The organism is Arthrobacter gallicola, assembly GCF_014836775.1.
Taxonomy (GTDB): Bacteria; Actinomycetota; Actinomycetes; order Actinomycetales; family Micrococcaceae; genus Arthrobacter_B; species Arthrobacter_B gallicola.
This window is the reverse complement of the sequence record NZ_JACSQD010000003.1, coordinates 321079-335112: the sequence shown is the minus strand read 5'-3', so window position 1 is coordinate 335112 and position 14034 is coordinate 321079. Positions and strand designations below refer to the sequence as shown.

Below are 14034 nucleotides of genomic sequence, written 5' to 3'. Positions count from 1 at the left end.
AATCGCCGCTTGATACGAACCGCCCCATTGCGGCCCGTTTGTTACGAGCCTATCCCTTTGGCAATGAAAAGTTTATTTTGCGCCCGCCCGCCAGCGCCGGCGGCTCCCGCGGCGGGAACCCGCCGGAACATTGGCGAGGGCCGCGATGGCGCTGCGAAGCGGCGACGCCGGTGCAGCCTCCAGGAGCGCCGCGCCGGCAAGGAGGGCTGCGTCAGCGGCGTCCCAGTCCGCCGGGAGGAAAGCATCGATTTTCCCGGGGCCGAAACGTTCCCAGGCCTGGCTGAGCTGCCGTTCCGGACTCCGGCCCGCGGCGGAACGCCGGACCTTGTTCAGCACAACCAGCGGTGAGACCCCAGGAACGGCGGTTTCCAGCTCTGCGAGCGCCCTGACCAGGCGCGGAACCCCGACAGGGTCGGCTGCCCCCACCGCATAGACGGTATCGGCATGTTCCAGGGCGGTCAGCGTAGCGGCGTTTCGGCGCGGCGCCATGGTGTCGAAACTCAGCTCCTCGTCTGCTTCGACGCTGAATCCGCAGTCCACCACGGTAATGTCGGCAACCCCACGGGACTGTTCCAGCACACGGCCCAGCGCCGTTCCGCGGATCTCCAGCCAGCGGTCCGAGCGGGTGATCCCGGTCAGGACCGTCATCCGCTGTCCTTTGATCTCCACCGAAACCCCGGAACCGGTCAGTGACACCGGGTCCAGCAGCCCCTGGTCCGCAAGCCGGCAGGCCTGGGCCACACCGGCAGACTCCTCGGTCAAACCCAGACCTGCCGCAATGCTCGGCGCGTACGTGTCTGCATCAATCAGCAGTACCCGGCTGCCCGCAGCCGCGGCTTCTGCTGCCAGGTTCACAGCGAGGGTGGTGCGTCCGGGCGCACCGGCTGGCCCCCAGACGGCCACCAGCGTGCCCCGGCTCTCCGGTAACGGCTCCGCCGGTTCCGTTTCCCGGCCCGCCAGTTCCCACCGGCGCAGAGTCTCTGCCGGATCAGCCAGGGACGAAGCACTGCCGCGGGCGGCAAAGCGCTCCTGATGCCCGGCTACGGCCTCGGCCACCAGAGCCGCGAGTTCCGTGGATTCCAGCGACCGGGGCGCATGCTGGATCCCGAGCGTTTCCAGCCGCGCTTTGGTCTCGTCGTCGTCTGCCAGGACAACCAGTGCCACTCCAGCAGCCGCGAGGCGTTCAGCCAGGCTGGCGGTGAGCTCACCGGCGTCGTCGTCGACAATTGCGGCACGCGCCATTCCGCTTTGGCAGGCGGCAATAAGTTCCGTGAGTTCCCCGCAGCGGCGGATGACGGTTACGGGTCCCTGCAGCCGCTCCAGCCCCTGAACCAGTGCGGCGGTGCCGGTGCCTGAGGTGACAATGGGGATGGTGCTCATCCGGCTGAAGGATTCGGCACAACGGCAATTTTCGCCTGGTTGGACAGGGCACCGAGGAGTCCTGGCAGATCCGGGTCCTCCACAAGCACCAGGAGACGGGTCGAGTCTGATCCGGCGATGACCGACTCCGAGACCGATATTTCGGAGATCTCCGCGGCTTCCAGCAGGCGCCGGGGTTCGCCGTAACCATTTCTGCCGTCCGGCATCGATGCCCAGACATCAATCCGGTCCCCCGGCTTGATCCCGGAGGGAAGCGGTGTTTCGACGTCCAGCCCAAACGGCTTTCGGTCCAGCCGGTCCGCCGTAGACAAGTCAGCCCGGGCGATGAGTTCGCCCTTACGGATCAGTCCCCCGGCCACGGTGTTTTCCGGCAGCGGTTCATCCGCGCGCAGATAGGCGCCCGCCGCGTCACCGAGGCGGACTGAAACCACTTGAAAATCGGCCGTCTGCAGCTGGGTTCCGACGGGCAGGTCCCGTCCTGCGGTCCATACCTGCGTGGTCTGGTCCTGACTGCTCATCAGGGCGGTGACCCCGGCAACGGAGCCGAGGACCAGCAGCAGTCCGAGCAGCAGCCGCGGATCCTTCCACGACGGTTTCCTGAGGCGCTGGACAGGCGCTGCGGGCGCCGCCGTCTTGAGACTCATCTTTCCCCCTGTTTGTGCTCCCGTTGGATTCCCCGCGGAGTGTTGGACGCCATTGTGACGTGGAACGTGCAGGATGGGAACGGGTGATGGTCCCAAAATGTGGATAACGTGCGCCGGGCTGGTTCTGCGGTGGCAGACTAGGGCAGCAGCGGCTGATTGCTGGAAAGGGTTCGATGGTGGGCACGATGAATGAGAAGCGGTTCCTCACCCTCGCCGATGTTGGCGAGGTCCTGAACATTTCCTCGTCCCAGACGTATGCACTGGTCCGGTCGGGGGAACTGCCGGCAATCCAGGTTGGCGGAAGAGGACAATGGCGGGTGGAGTCAGCCAAGCTGGAGGAGTACATTGCCGGCGCGTACCGCAAAGCCGCAGCTGCCAGGTCCGCGATGCCCATGGATTCCACAATGCCCTGGGAGAAAGCGGCAGACGCCTAGTACTGGCCTCCCCCGCAGGCCCCGCTCCGGCGCAGCACCGGGCGCTGACCCGGTCAGCGAAGCGAACTGACGACGGCGATCTCCCGCAGCGGAACCACCGCAGCTGAGGCCACGTTCCCGCGCCTGCGGGCAAGCCCGGCTTCGAGGACCGCGAGCTCGAGAAAATCTCTACCCACCCGGTCGATGCTGCCGTGCACGGCGGCGGAGAGCCCGCCGCGCAGCTGGAGGTGAACGGGGTACCGGTCCCTGGCCAAACCCCTCAGTGCCGCCTGCAGTCCCAGCCGCACTGCCCCCGTCTCGGGAACAGTGAACCGGTCCATGCCCTCCACCATCCGGATGGCGTCCACCGGCACCACATGTGTGCCGGCATCGGCTCGAACCAGAAGCCAGCCCGAGCCCAGCTGGGCCAGCACACCCCTCAGCGCGCCGCACGGTGCATCCACGTGCACCTTCAGCGTCCGGCCGATCTGGCCGCGCAGCCGGTCCGCTAATTCGATGGCAGCAGATTCGCCGCGCTGCCGGTCTGCGATTTCAGATTCCCGGGCGGAGTGCCCGGCAGCTGCAAGCTGCGCCTCCAGATCCGCAAACAACGCTTCCCATCTCATCGGGAAAGGCTAACGCAGGTTTTCCCCGCCCACTCTGGACAGGCGGTAAATCCGTGTGTAGGAAAAGACATCAATCGGAACCAACCCGGGTCAAACCAGATCAAACAGCATCAAACTGGATCAAATCGAGCCAAACAGAAGCGAAAGGAGGCGCCGCGGTGAGAAGGCATCTTGAAGACATGTTCCAGGCGATTGTTTCGGCAGTGGCTGGCCTTTTCCTGCTCTGGTCGGGCATCCGGCTGAACGCCGGCGGGCTGCCTGCTGGCGGGCAGCCCCTCCGGTCGCTGGCCGATCTGCAGGATGCTGCAGGTTTGGCGGCCTCTGCGGCAGGTCTGCTTGTGCTGGGGTGGTGGAGCCTGGGACTCGCTGCCGCCTTGATGTCTGCGATCCTCGCACGGCTGGGCCGGGTCCGCGCTGCCGGCGTGTTCGGCCGGTTCAGCCCCGGCTTTCTGCGCCGTCTTGCTGCCGCTTCCCTCGGAGTCCAGCTGATGGCTGTTCCGGTACCCGCAGCTCTGGCTTCGATGCGGGCGGGGGACGCCGCAACCACGCCCGCGTCGGCGAGCGTTTTATCTGCAGCGCAGCTCTCTGGCCACAGCCGAACCGAAGGCCGGGAGCCGGGCGGTGCCCGCGGCGTCACCGCGGGGCATGGCGAGCCGGGACGAACGGTGGACCCTGGGTGGCAGCTGGAATCCGCCGACCGCCCTGATGCCTCCGCAGCGGTGGACCCGGCCTGGAAACCTGCGCCTGATCCGGTGCCGCCTTCCCTGCTCGTCCCGCCCGGACTGCGGGCAGACACTCCCTCCGCGGAACGGGTCACCGTCATGGCCGGTGACACGCTGTGGGATTTGGCAGCCGCACAGCTGGGCCCGCTTGCGACTGCCGCCGAAATCGCCGAGCTCTGGCCCCGGTGGTATGAGCTGAACCGGCTGGTGGTCGGCCCGGACCCGGACGTGCTGCTGCCCGGCCAGATCCTCCTGGCCCCGCCCCTGCCCTCGGAGTAGGTCCAACCGGAAAGGAATATGCCCGTGACAACCGTGATCATCCTTCCCACGCCGGGAGAACTTCCCACCCGCGAAGCCGCAGGTCTGGCCCGCGCCAGCGGGGAGCCGCTGCCCGTTCCGCCACCCCGGACACCTGTGTTCGGCACCGTTCCGGGACAGGCTCCGCCAGTGGTCCCGCAGCAACGCACCGCTGAGGTCCGTCCACTTCACCCGGACCCGCCTCCGGCCGGCGCCAACTGGAGCAGTTCTCCCGATGACGACGCACGGATAGAAGCCATTGCACGGTCAGTCACCGTCGGTGCGCTTGAGGTCCTGGCCGGCGTCCGTCCGCTGCAGCAGATGGTGCGGTGGCTCGACCTCAAAGAGTTCGAACGGCTGCAGCTGCGGGCTAACCTGGTCCGCGGACGCAGCGACCTGCGGCTGCACCGCAACGTCCGGGTGCTGAACGTCCGGGTATGCCCCGTCTCAGAGGGCGTTTATGAGGCATCGGTAGCGGCCGCCGAAACGGCCAGAGTCCGCGCCGTTGCGCTCCGTCTGGAGCTGCGGCGCGGACTCTGGAAGGTCACCGTCCTGGAAATTGGCTGACGGGAGCTATTTGCGCTTCTTCTTCGACGCGGGCTTAGCGTCCCTGCGCGAAGCGGACTGTGAACCCGGTGCTGTCCCGCTCTTCTTAGCCGGTGCCGTGCGCTCGATCCGGGTTTCGACCTGCCCCTGACTGTTAGGGGCAGAGAACTGCAGGCTGGCAGGCTGCTCCGGCTCGTCCAGGCCTGCAGCCTTGATGACCGGTGTACCGATCACGCCGCGCGCATCCTTGACGCCTTGCAGGGCTTCCGGAACAGCCGGCTGGCTGACCTGCACCTCGACGTTGAAGAGGTAACGGATGCTCTCTTCGCGGATGGCTTCCATCATCGTCTGGAACATCACGAAGCCCTCGCGCTGGTACTCCACGAGCGGGTCCCGCTGCGCCATGGCGCGCAGGCCGATTCCCTCCTTGAGGTAGTCCATCTCGTACAGGTGTTCCTGCCACTTGCGGCCAATCACCGAGAGAACAACGCGGCGTTCCAGTTCGCGCATGGCCTCGGACCCCAGGGCATCTTCCCGGGCCTGGTAGGCCAGGCGTGCATCGGACAGGATTTCGTTGAGCAGGAAATCCCGGGTGAGATCCGAATGGCCGCCGGCTTCATCGATAACTTCATCGATCGTCAGCCCCACCGGGTACACAATCTTCAGGTTCTTCCAGAGCGTGTCGAGATCCCAGTCATCCCCGTGGCCCTCGGCCGTGGCGTCGTTGACGATCGCCGTGATGACGTCCTCGAGGAAGAAGCCGATCTTTTCCTGAAGGTCGTCGCCTTCCAGGATTCGGCGCCGGTCACCGTAGATCGCTTCACGCTGGCGGTTCAGGACGTCGTCGTACTTCAGGACGTTCTTGCGCTGTTCAGCGTTGCGTCCTTCCACCTGTCCCTGTGCGTTCTGGATGGCCTTGGACACCAGCTTTGATTCCAGCGCGACGTCGTCGGGCATGGAGGAGCTGTTCATGATCCGTTCCGCTGCACCCGAGTTGAACAGGCGCATGAGGTCATCTGTCAGCGACAGGTAGAAGCGGGACTCGCCCGGGTCTCCCTGGCGGCCGGAACGGCCGCGGAGCTGGTTGTCGATGCGGCGGGATTCGTGGCGTTCGGTGCCCAGCACATAGAGCCCGCCCAGCGCGCGGACCTCGTCGTGTTCGGCGGCGACGGCGGCCTGTGCCTTTTCCAGCGCGGCAGGCCACGCGGCTTCGTACGCTTCGGGGTTCTCCGCCGGATCCAGTCCGCGGCTGTTGAGTTCGGCGACGGCGTTGAATTCGGCGTTACCGCCGAGCATGATGTCGGTGCCGCGGCCGGCCATGTTCGTGGCGACGGTGACGGCGCCCTTGCGGCCGGCCTGCGCCACGATCGCTGCTTCACGGGCATGGTTCTTGGCGTTGAGCACTTCGTGCCGGATACCGGCCTTGGCCAGCTGCTTGGAAAGGTATTCGCTCTTCTCAACACTGGTGGTGCCTACGAGCACCGGCTGGCCGGAGGCGTGCCGCTCTGCGATGTCCTTGACGACGGCGTCGAACTTCGCGACCTCATTTTTGTAGATGAGGTCGGGCTGGTCCAGGCGTGCCATCGGCTTGTTGGTGGGGATCGGCACAACCCCGAGCTTGTAGGTGCTCATGAACTCGGCGGCCTCGGTCTCGGCGGTGCCGGTCATGCCGGAGAGTTTTTCGTACAACCGGAAGTAGTTCTGCAGGGTGACCGTCGCCAGTGTCTGGTTTTCGGCCTTGATCTGCACCCCTTCCTTGGCTTCGATGGCCTGGTGCATGCCCTCGTTGTAGCGGCGTCCGGCCAGGATGCGTCCGGTGTGCTCATCCACGATCAGCACTTCGCCGTTGAGGATGACGTAGTCCTTGTCCCGCTTGAACAGTTCCTTGGCCTTGATGGCGTTGTTCAGGAAGCCGATGAGCGGTGTGTTTGCTGCCTCGTACAGGTTGTTGATGCCCAGGTAGTCTTCGACTTTTTCGATTCCGGCTTCCAGAACGCCGACAGTGCGCTTCTTCTCGTCGACCTCATAGTCCGTGTCGAGGGAAAGGCGCTGAACAACCTTGGCGAACTCCGTGTACCAGCGGTTCACGTCGCCGCTGGCAGCACCGGAAATGATCAGCGGGGTCCGGGCCTCGTCGATGAGAATGGAGTCGACTTCATCCACGATGGCGAAGTTGTGCCCGCGCTGGACCAGCTCGTTGGCGCTCCAGGCCATGTTGTCGCGCAGATAATCGAAGCCGAATTCGTTGTTGGTGCCGTAGGTGATGTCAGCTGCGTACTGTTCGCGGCGGATCGCCGGGTCCTGGTTCGCCAGGATGCAGCCGGTGGTCATGCCGAGGAAGCGGAAGACACGGCCCATGAGGTCCGACTGGTATTCGGCCAGGTAGTCGTTGACGGTGACGACGTGCACGCCCCTGCCGGTCAGGGCGTTGAGGAAGGCCGGTGCGGTGGCGACCAGGGTTTTACCTTCACCGGTCTTCATCTCGGCGATGTTGCCCAGGTGAAGGGCAGCTCCGCCCATCATCTGCACATCGAAGTGCCGCATGCCGAGGGTGCGTCCGGCGGCTTCACGGACGAGGGCGAAGGATTCAGGGAGCAGGTCGTCCAGGGACTCGCCGCCCGCATGGCGTTCCCTGAGCTTGTCCGTCTCGGCGCGCAGTTCTGCGTCGCTCATCGCCTTGAACTCGTCCTCGAGCACGTTGATCGCGTCGGCGTAGATACGCAGTGTTTTCAGCGTTTTCTTGTCACCGGTGCGAAGAACTCGTTCGAGAAGTGATGCCACTGATTTGCTCCCAATCTAGTGTTGCCGTTTTCTGGCGTCCCCAGTCTACGTGAGAGACGTCCGGCAGGTCGCCTCGGTTCCCGGCACGGGTTAATCACGGTTAACTGCCAGTTTAAGGGCGGGCGCAAGGTTGCCCACAGGTCTTACCATAACCGCTGAGAGGCCCAGCCACTGCGCCATCAGCTGTATTTCCGCGGCAAGCTCAACGTCGGTGTTGCCCGGTGCCTCCGGCTCAAGGTGCGCAGACTGGACCAGCAGCACTCCCGCGGCGCGGTCCGCTTTCAAGTCAACGCGCGCCGCGATCCGGTCGCCAAGCAGAAAGGGCAGCACGTAATAGCCGTACCGGCGCTTGTGCGCCGGTGTATAGATTTCGATCCGGTACTCGATCCCGAAAATTTCCTGCAGGCGCCGCCGGTCGAAAACGAGCGAGTCAAAGGGACTCAGCAGGGCCCGCGCCCGGGTATGGCGCGGCGTGCGCGCCTCGGCGTGCAGGAAAACCGGGCCTTTCCATCCGGCGACCTCCGTTTCCTCGAGCCTGCCTTCGGAGGTGAGGATCCTGGCGGCAGTGAGGGTCTCCCGCACCGGCAGCCGGAAATAGTCGGCGAGCGAATTCGCGGTCGCGGCGCCGAGGGACCGGGCGGCGGTCTCGGTCAGCCGGAGGAGTGCCTCGGTGCGGTCCGGCTGGTCCAAGGCCCGCGCTCCCAGCGGATGGATGGATCCGGTGGGAGCGTACAGCCGTTCGAACTGGGCGCTCCGCCCGGCGGAGGTGATGATTCCCTGTTCGAAAAGATCTTCCAGCACGCGTTTTACCGCGCTCCAGTTCCAGCCCCACGATTTTGCTGCCGTACCGCTCTCGTGGCCCAGCAGCGTCTCAACCTGCCGGGCACTGAGCGGATGTTTCTGCTCAAGCAGGTCCAGAACGGCAGCAGAGACTTTTTCACGCAGCTCCTGGGGCATGTCCCGGGCCCGCATCCACGTTCGGCGCTGCCAGACCCGCAGGTCAGCGAACAGCTCGGGGCGGATATAGCTGGCTTCATGTGCCCAGTACTCAACCATCTGCCGCGGATGCCGCGAGGACATGCGCTCCAGCAGGGTCCGGTCGTAGGGTCCCAGGCGCGAGAAATGCGGCAGGTAGTGGCTGCGCGCCAGCACATTGACGGAGTCGATTTGAAGCAGTGCCAGCGCATTAAAAACGCGGCCCACCTGCCCTGCAGTAGGGCGGATGGGCCGCGTCGCAGCCAGCTGCTGCGCACCCAGGACGGTGCGGCGGGCCTGGTCCGGGGTTAGGGCGGGAGACATGCCCCTATCCTAGGCAGGCCCGCCCAGGGTCAGGCGGTGGCCCGCACTTCCCCGGTGTCGGGAGTCCCGTCCCGGTAACCGCGCAGTTCTTCGCGGATCTCCTCAGTGCCTTCAGCGCACTTGGAGTCCAGGGTGATCACGCCGTAGGTCCAGCCCTTGCGGCGGTAAACCACCGAGGGTGCGCCGGTGGCGGAATCCACGAAAAGGTAGAAGTCGTGACCTACCAGCTCCATGTTGTCGACGGCGTCGTCAAGGCTCATGGGAGCGCCGGGGAAAACCTTGCGGCGGATCAGGACCGGGCAATCCCCGGCCTGCTCCTCCTGCCCGGCTTCATTGCCGGCCACTGGTTCGTTTTCCTTGACGGCGAGCTGATCAGAAAGAGGTTCTGTGCTGCTGACCGGGTCGAGACCGGCTGTGGCGACCTGGACCGGAACCGGGGTGTGCCGCCCGTGGTGCACTTTCCGGCGGTCACTGGCGCGGCGCAGCCGCTGCAAAAGCTTGGCGTAAGCGAGGTCAAAAGCCGCAAACTTATCCGCGGATGAGGCTTCGGCCCGGACCACCGGTCCCCGGCCGATAACCGTCAATTCCACGGTGAGGGAGCTGTCGGCTTCGCGGATGTTCTGATGCTTGGTGACCCGGGCGTCAACCCGCTGCACCTTATCTCCGAGGTTTTCGACCTTGCCGATCTTGTCGGCGGCGTACTGACGGAACCGATCGGATACTGCAACATTGCGTCCGCTGATCATGAATTCCATGGTGCCCTCCAATTTTCTTCGGTGACACAACAACGGCCGCTGCCAGTTTCCTCCGCGGCCGCTGCCGCAGGAATGCTCCTTTGCTTGAAGCAGTCCATATCCAACACGTTAGATCACACCGGAGGTTAATTCATCTTCCGGTCCTGTGCCCTCTGCGGAAGTGCTCCTGCCGTCCTTCCCGGCGGGGCGCTGCGGAAGCCGCCGTATGCGCCTTATTCGCGGCGCGACGGGGAACGGGCGGCGGCTATGACGACGGCGCAGGTTACATCCGCTCCGGCTGCACGCAGGGCCCGCACGGCTTCGGCGATCGTGGCTCCGGTGGTGAGGACGTCGTCGGCAACCAGCACACTGACCCCCTGCAGGCTTCCCGGCCCACCCGCGCTCATGGAGCCGTGGACGTTGGTCCGCCGCGCCCTGGCACCCAGCCCCTTTTGCCCACCGGGACCCCTGGCAGCCCAGCGCGCTGCCAACGGCAGGCGCCGGTAACCCAGCAGATATTCGATCCTCATGCCCCGGGGCAGCAGTCCGCCGTGATCCACCGTTCTCAGAATCAGCCGCAGCGGGTCATAGCCCCTCCTGCGCCATGCCCGGGCGCTGCCGGGCACCGGAACGAGCACGAGTGGCCCGGACCCGCTGCCGGGCACGGCGTGCAGTGCCCGGGCCAAAGCCGGGGCCAGAACTGCTGCAAGACCCGTGTGCCCGTGGTTCTTGCAGGCGAGCAGCACCCTGGCCAGACCGGACCGGTAGTACCCGGAGGCGGTTACCGGCAGCGGGTGGAAGTCTTCTTCCGGGTCGGTGTCAGCGCACTGCGCGGGCAGGAGTCCAGCTCCGGCCGCAGCGTTGAAGGGGCGCAGTGTGCTTCGCCGCAGCTCTCCGGCACAGGGCGGGCACAGCGGCTCATCGGGCCGGCCGCAGACCACACAGCATACCGGCAAAAGCACCGCCCGCAGTTCTCTGCCCGCCTGCAGCAGCGCCACGGCTCCCGGGTGGGCGAGCCAGCGCTCGAAGCGCTCGAAACGCTCAAAAACGGTCATGCCCCAGTGTCGATGCTCCGGTTCCGCAGGGGCGGAGGAAAGCACTCCCCGGTGGATGACGGCAGCCGCACGTCGTCCGGCCCGACCTTGTGCAGGAGGGGTGTCACAGTGCAGGCGACGTGCCGCAGGCAGGAGCGGGGAGGCGCCGCTGAGTCTTATCCGGGGAACGCCGGATCCCGAAGCCCGTCGATTTCCTTGATCCACCCGTTGCCAAGCTTTTTGTACACTGCGTCGGGGGTCTGGACGAACAGGTCCTCGGCTCCGTCCCCGCCGCTGAGCCCAAAGCTCCCTTCCCAGGGTGCCAGGACACGGTTTTCCGTGGCCAGATCCAAAATCACCGGGGTGAGCGTGTCATCCTGGCCCTTTTGAAGCGCCGCTACTTCGGTCTCGCCGACCCAGACGGCAGTCGTCACGGGTGCAGTGGTCCAGAGTTCAAAGGGGGTGGTCAGCGTCTGCGGCGTCCCGTCCGAAGCACGTACGACGCCGGAGATCAGGACCCGGCTTGCGCCGCCCTGTTCCACCACAAGAAGTGCCCGGGCGCCGTCCCTGGAGATCCGCAGATCCCGCACGGTCATGTCAGCCAGCCAGGAGGGTGTGAGGCCGGCTCCGTTGGAGGCACGCAGATCCGGACCCACCGCGAGCAGCTTCGATCCTGGTCCCCCGCCGTCTCCATGTGAGGCCGACCAGATCCAGCCTTCCGGGTCAATGCTGGGACCGCTGAGGCCGCGGCCCGCCGCTACCGGAGCCACGTCCTTGTCCGGACCTGTCACGAGCAGCGTGTTCCGGTCACCCGAGAGGAACGCGATGGTGTCCAGATCAACGGAGACGGCGGGCTCCCGGGGGTCATATTCCGAGACGTCGGGAAGGTTCGCGATTGGCTGCGCCTGGCGGTCCCGGAAGAAGGTGAGTCCGTCGCCGGCGACTGCCACCTGGGTGTTGCCGACGGAGGGATTGTCCTGGACCGGGATCAGCTCGCTGCTTTCCGGTCCCAGATCAACGGGCCGCTGGTTGACCGTCATTTCAACGGAGTTCACGTTGTTGAGCTGCCGGAGGTTCTGTTCCAGCTGGAGGGCCATCTGCTGCCGGCTCAGGTCGCTGGAATCTTCCAGGACCTCTGCGGAGAAATCAACGGAGGCGACGCCGGACACAACGGGCACGGCGTCCCGCGCCAGGGACGTTTCCGCCGGGAAGGCACTTGTCACGGCGCCCTGCAGGTAGGGGGCCGGGCCGGCCAGCATCGCGTTGACCACCGAGGCTGCCATGCCGGAGCGCTGCACAAACCAGCGGGTGTCCGGGACCCAGTAGCGGTACGTGCTGGAGTAGAAGTAGAGATTGTGGGCCTGGAACACTGTCGGGAACATAACGTCGGAGATCATCACACCGTTGGGGATGCCGCTGATCCTCCACTGCTCGTCGGCGTTTTGAGTCAGCCGCACCTGGATGGTCTCGGTGGTGCCGGGAGCTGATTCGGTCCGGACCCCCTTGGCGTTCACCGAGGCCACAACCTCGAGCTGGATCTGGAAGGCGTTGGGTTCCGGCAGCGGAACAACGTTCGGATCAGCTCCGTAGATAACCACACGCTCGCTGGGAACCCAGGAGGAGGCCAGCTCAGCCGTGAGGAACTCGCGCGCGGCGCTGTAATCTTCGCCTGCGCCCACCCCGGCGGTGATAAAGCCGTCGATAATCTCCTGCGGACCGGCATCCTCCGCCGGTCCCGGCGGGCTGTAGCTGAGCTGGTTGGACAGGGCGCTTCCGCCGGCGCTGGCGGTGGCGGTTCCCACCGGGCCAACGGTGGGAATGGAGGAGCACCCGCCCAGGAACACCAGGGCGGCGAGCAGGAACGCGAGCACTGCGCCGGGGGCTGCCGGTTTCCTAGCCATGGGTGTCCTCCTGAACAGCACGGGGTGGAGCGGACAGTGCGCGGGGGGCTGCCGGAAGCGGCACGTCCTGCGGCGAGAGCGGAACGGGAGAGGCCGCGATCGTTCCACCGTGCCAGCGCGGCAGGGTGAGCCGGAAGCAGGCTCCTTCGCCCGGGTTCCCCCAGGCTTCCAGCCAACCGCCGTGCAGCCGGGTGTCTTCGGCAGCAATCGCGAGCCCCAGCCCGCTTCCTCCGGTGGTCCGGGCGCGTGCCGGGTCGGCCCGCCAGAACCGGTCGAAAACGCGGGCGGCGGCGTCGTCGGTCATTCCAATGCCATAGTCACGCACGGCCACCCCGACGGCGTCGGCATTGGTGGCGACGGCGATTTCCACCGGCTTGCCCTCGCCGTGTTCGAGCGCGTTCACCACCAGGTTCCGGACGATCCGCTCAATCCGCCGTGGGTCGGCGTCCACAACCACCCTGTCCTCACGGCAGACAACCCGGACCTCGGATCCGTTGTTCAGGGCCAGCGGCTCCGTTGCCTCCACCACGTCCCGCACGATGCCCAGGATGTCAGCTGCCTCCAGGTCCGGCTCCGCGGCACCGGCGTCGAACCGGCTGATCTCCAGCAGATCCGCGAGCAGCGCCTGGAAGCGTTCCACCTGGTGGTAGAGCAGTTCGGTGGAGCGTTTGCTGATCGGGTCGAAGCCGTCACGGGCATCGTAAAGAACCTCGGCTGCCATCCGGACCGTTGTCAGGGGCGTGCGCAGTTCGTGGGAAACATCGGAAACGAAACCCTGCTGCATGCGTGAGAGCTGGGCCAGCTGGGTGATCTGGTCCTGCAGCGTGGCCGCCATATGGTTGAACGAGGCAGCCAGGCGGGCTACTTCATCTTCACCCTTGACCTCCATCCGTTCCTGCAGCTCACCGGCCGCGAGCTTCTCGGAGACCGAGGCGGCGGCGCTCACGGCGCCCACGCCGGCCTTGGTCACCACCCAGGCGATGGTGCCGATGATGACCAGCAGCAGTCCGCCGGCGATCCATAGGATCCCGTGAATGTCATTGAGGGTCTGCTGCATGGTGGACAGGTCATAGATCAGGTACAGCGCGTATTCGGAGCGGTCCGGGGGCAGGGTGACCTTGGTGCCGAAGGCAAGTCCTGGTTCCCCGTGGGCCAGCGCCAGGGCCGACCAGTAGACAACGTCCTCCCCCTCCGGGTCCAGCCCCGCGACCGACTCTGCGAGCGGTGCCGGGATTCCGCTGGCGGTAATACCGTCGCCCAGCGGTGACACGTACAGGTTTTCCTGCCCGGGCAGCGGGGTGAGCAGGTACCGCCGCGGGGTTTCCGCGCCGCGGCCCTCAAGCAGTGAGAGTGTGTTGGAGACCAGCCGCTCGGTGCCTTCACGGTCCGTAGCCGCCGTCGTGCGGAAATTCTCCTTGACGCTGCTCAGGCCGGAGGTGGCTTCAGCACGGAACTGGGTCAGGCGTTCCTCATACAGAGCGCCGGCAATCTGATGGGAAAGAAACGCGCCGATGCCGCCGCAGGCAACGATGACCAGCAGCAGCGTGGCCAGTACTGTCTTGAACTGGAGGGACCTTCTCCAGCGGACCGCGATCCGCGCCAGGGTAGCCTGGTTGACGGCGTCGGCCGCCCGCCGGAGAGCGGCCACGGCACGGAT

12 protein-coding genes are annotated in these 14034 nt (G+C 65.9%); 3 read left to right on the top strand and 9 right to left on the bottom strand.

Annotated elements, in window-relative coordinates:
• Nucleotides 1-72: 72 nt before the first annotated feature.
• Nucleotides 73-1380, bottom strand: coding sequence for an AAA family ATPase (locus tag H9639_RS08750; protein ID WP_191807695.1), 1308 nt, complete (start codon nucleotides 1378-1380; stop codon nucleotides 73-75).
• Nucleotides 1377-2024, bottom strand: a complete 648-nt coding sequence (locus H9639_RS08745; protein WP_191807694.1) for a CpaB family protein — start codon at nucleotides 2022-2024, stop codon at nucleotides 1377-1379. The genes H9639_RS08750 and H9639_RS08745 overlap by 4 nt, the downstream gene beginning before the upstream one ends.
• Before the next feature lie 185 nt (nucleotides 2025-2209).
• Between H9639_RS08745 and H9639_RS08740 the strand changes: the two genes are divergently transcribed.
• Nucleotides 2210-2458 carry a helix-turn-helix domain-containing protein gene (locus H9639_RS08740; protein WP_191807693.1) on the top strand — a complete coding sequence of 83 codons (249 nt, stop codon included), beginning with the start codon at nucleotides 2210-2212 and terminating at the stop codon, nucleotides 2456-2458.
• A gap of 53 nt (nucleotides 2459-2511) precedes the next feature.
• Here the strand turns inward: H9639_RS08740 and H9639_RS08735 are convergent, their stop codons facing one another.
• Nucleotides 2512-3063, bottom strand: coding sequence for a hypothetical protein (locus H9639_RS08735; protein ID WP_191807692.1), 552 nt, complete (start codon nucleotides 3061-3063; stop codon nucleotides 2512-2514).
• A 158-nt stretch (nucleotides 3064-3221) separates the two neighbouring features.
• Here H9639_RS08735 and H9639_RS08730 point away from each other — a divergent pair, with 158 nt between their 5' ends.
• Complete coding sequence (locus H9639_RS08730; RefSeq protein ID WP_191807691.1) at nucleotides 3222-4064, top strand: LysM peptidoglycan-binding domain-containing protein; 843 nt, start codon at nucleotides 3222-3224, stop codon at nucleotides 4062-4064.
• Nucleotides 4065-4088: 24 nt separating this feature from the next.
• A complete protein-coding gene (locus H9639_RS16830; protein ID WP_318242033.1) occupies nucleotides 4089-4649 on the top strand; it encodes an Rv3235 family protein in 561 nt (186 codons plus the stop codon).
• A 6-nt stretch (nucleotides 4650-4655) separates the two neighbouring features.
• Here the strand turns inward: H9639_RS16830 and secA are convergent, their stop codons facing one another.
• The 6 genes from secA to mtrB form a co-directional block, all read right to left on the bottom strand.
• On the bottom strand, nucleotides 4656-7409 hold the full coding sequence (gene secA, locus H9639_RS08720; RefSeq protein WP_191807690.1) for a preprotein translocase subunit SecA: 2754 nt from the start codon (nucleotides 7407-7409) through the stop codon (nucleotides 4656-4658).
• 90 nt (nucleotides 7410-7499) lie between these two features.
• Complete coding sequence (locus tag H9639_RS08715) at nucleotides 7500-8708, bottom strand: winged helix-turn-helix domain-containing protein (protein ID WP_191807689.1); 1209 nt, start codon at nucleotides 8706-8708, stop codon at nucleotides 7500-7502.
• Between the two features lie 29 nt (nucleotides 8709-8737).
• Nucleotides 8738-9463 carry a ribosome hibernation-promoting factor, HPF/YfiA family gene (hpf, locus tag H9639_RS08710; RefSeq protein WP_191807688.1) on the bottom strand — a complete coding sequence of 242 codons (726 nt, stop codon included), beginning with the start codon at nucleotides 9461-9463 and terminating at the stop codon, nucleotides 8738-8740.
• Between the two features lie 212 nt (nucleotides 9464-9675).
• Complete coding sequence (locus H9639_RS08705; RefSeq protein ID WP_191807687.1) at nucleotides 9676-10497, bottom strand: ComF family protein; 822 nt, start codon at nucleotides 10495-10497, stop codon at nucleotides 9676-9678.
• Between the two features lie 155 nt (nucleotides 10498-10652).
• Nucleotides 10653-12377, bottom strand: coding sequence for an LpqB family beta-propeller domain-containing protein (locus H9639_RS08700; protein WP_191807686.1), 1725 nt, complete (start codon nucleotides 12375-12377; stop codon nucleotides 10653-10655).
• Nucleotides 12370-14025: an MtrAB system histidine kinase MtrB gene (mtrB, locus tag H9639_RS08695; protein ID WP_318242032.1), complete on the bottom strand. Its 1656-nt coding sequence runs from the start codon at nucleotides 14023-14025 to the stop codon at nucleotides 12370-12372. Before mtrB ends, H9639_RS08700 begins: the two co-directional genes overlap by 8 nt.
• Nucleotides 14026-14034 lie beyond the last annotated feature (9 nt).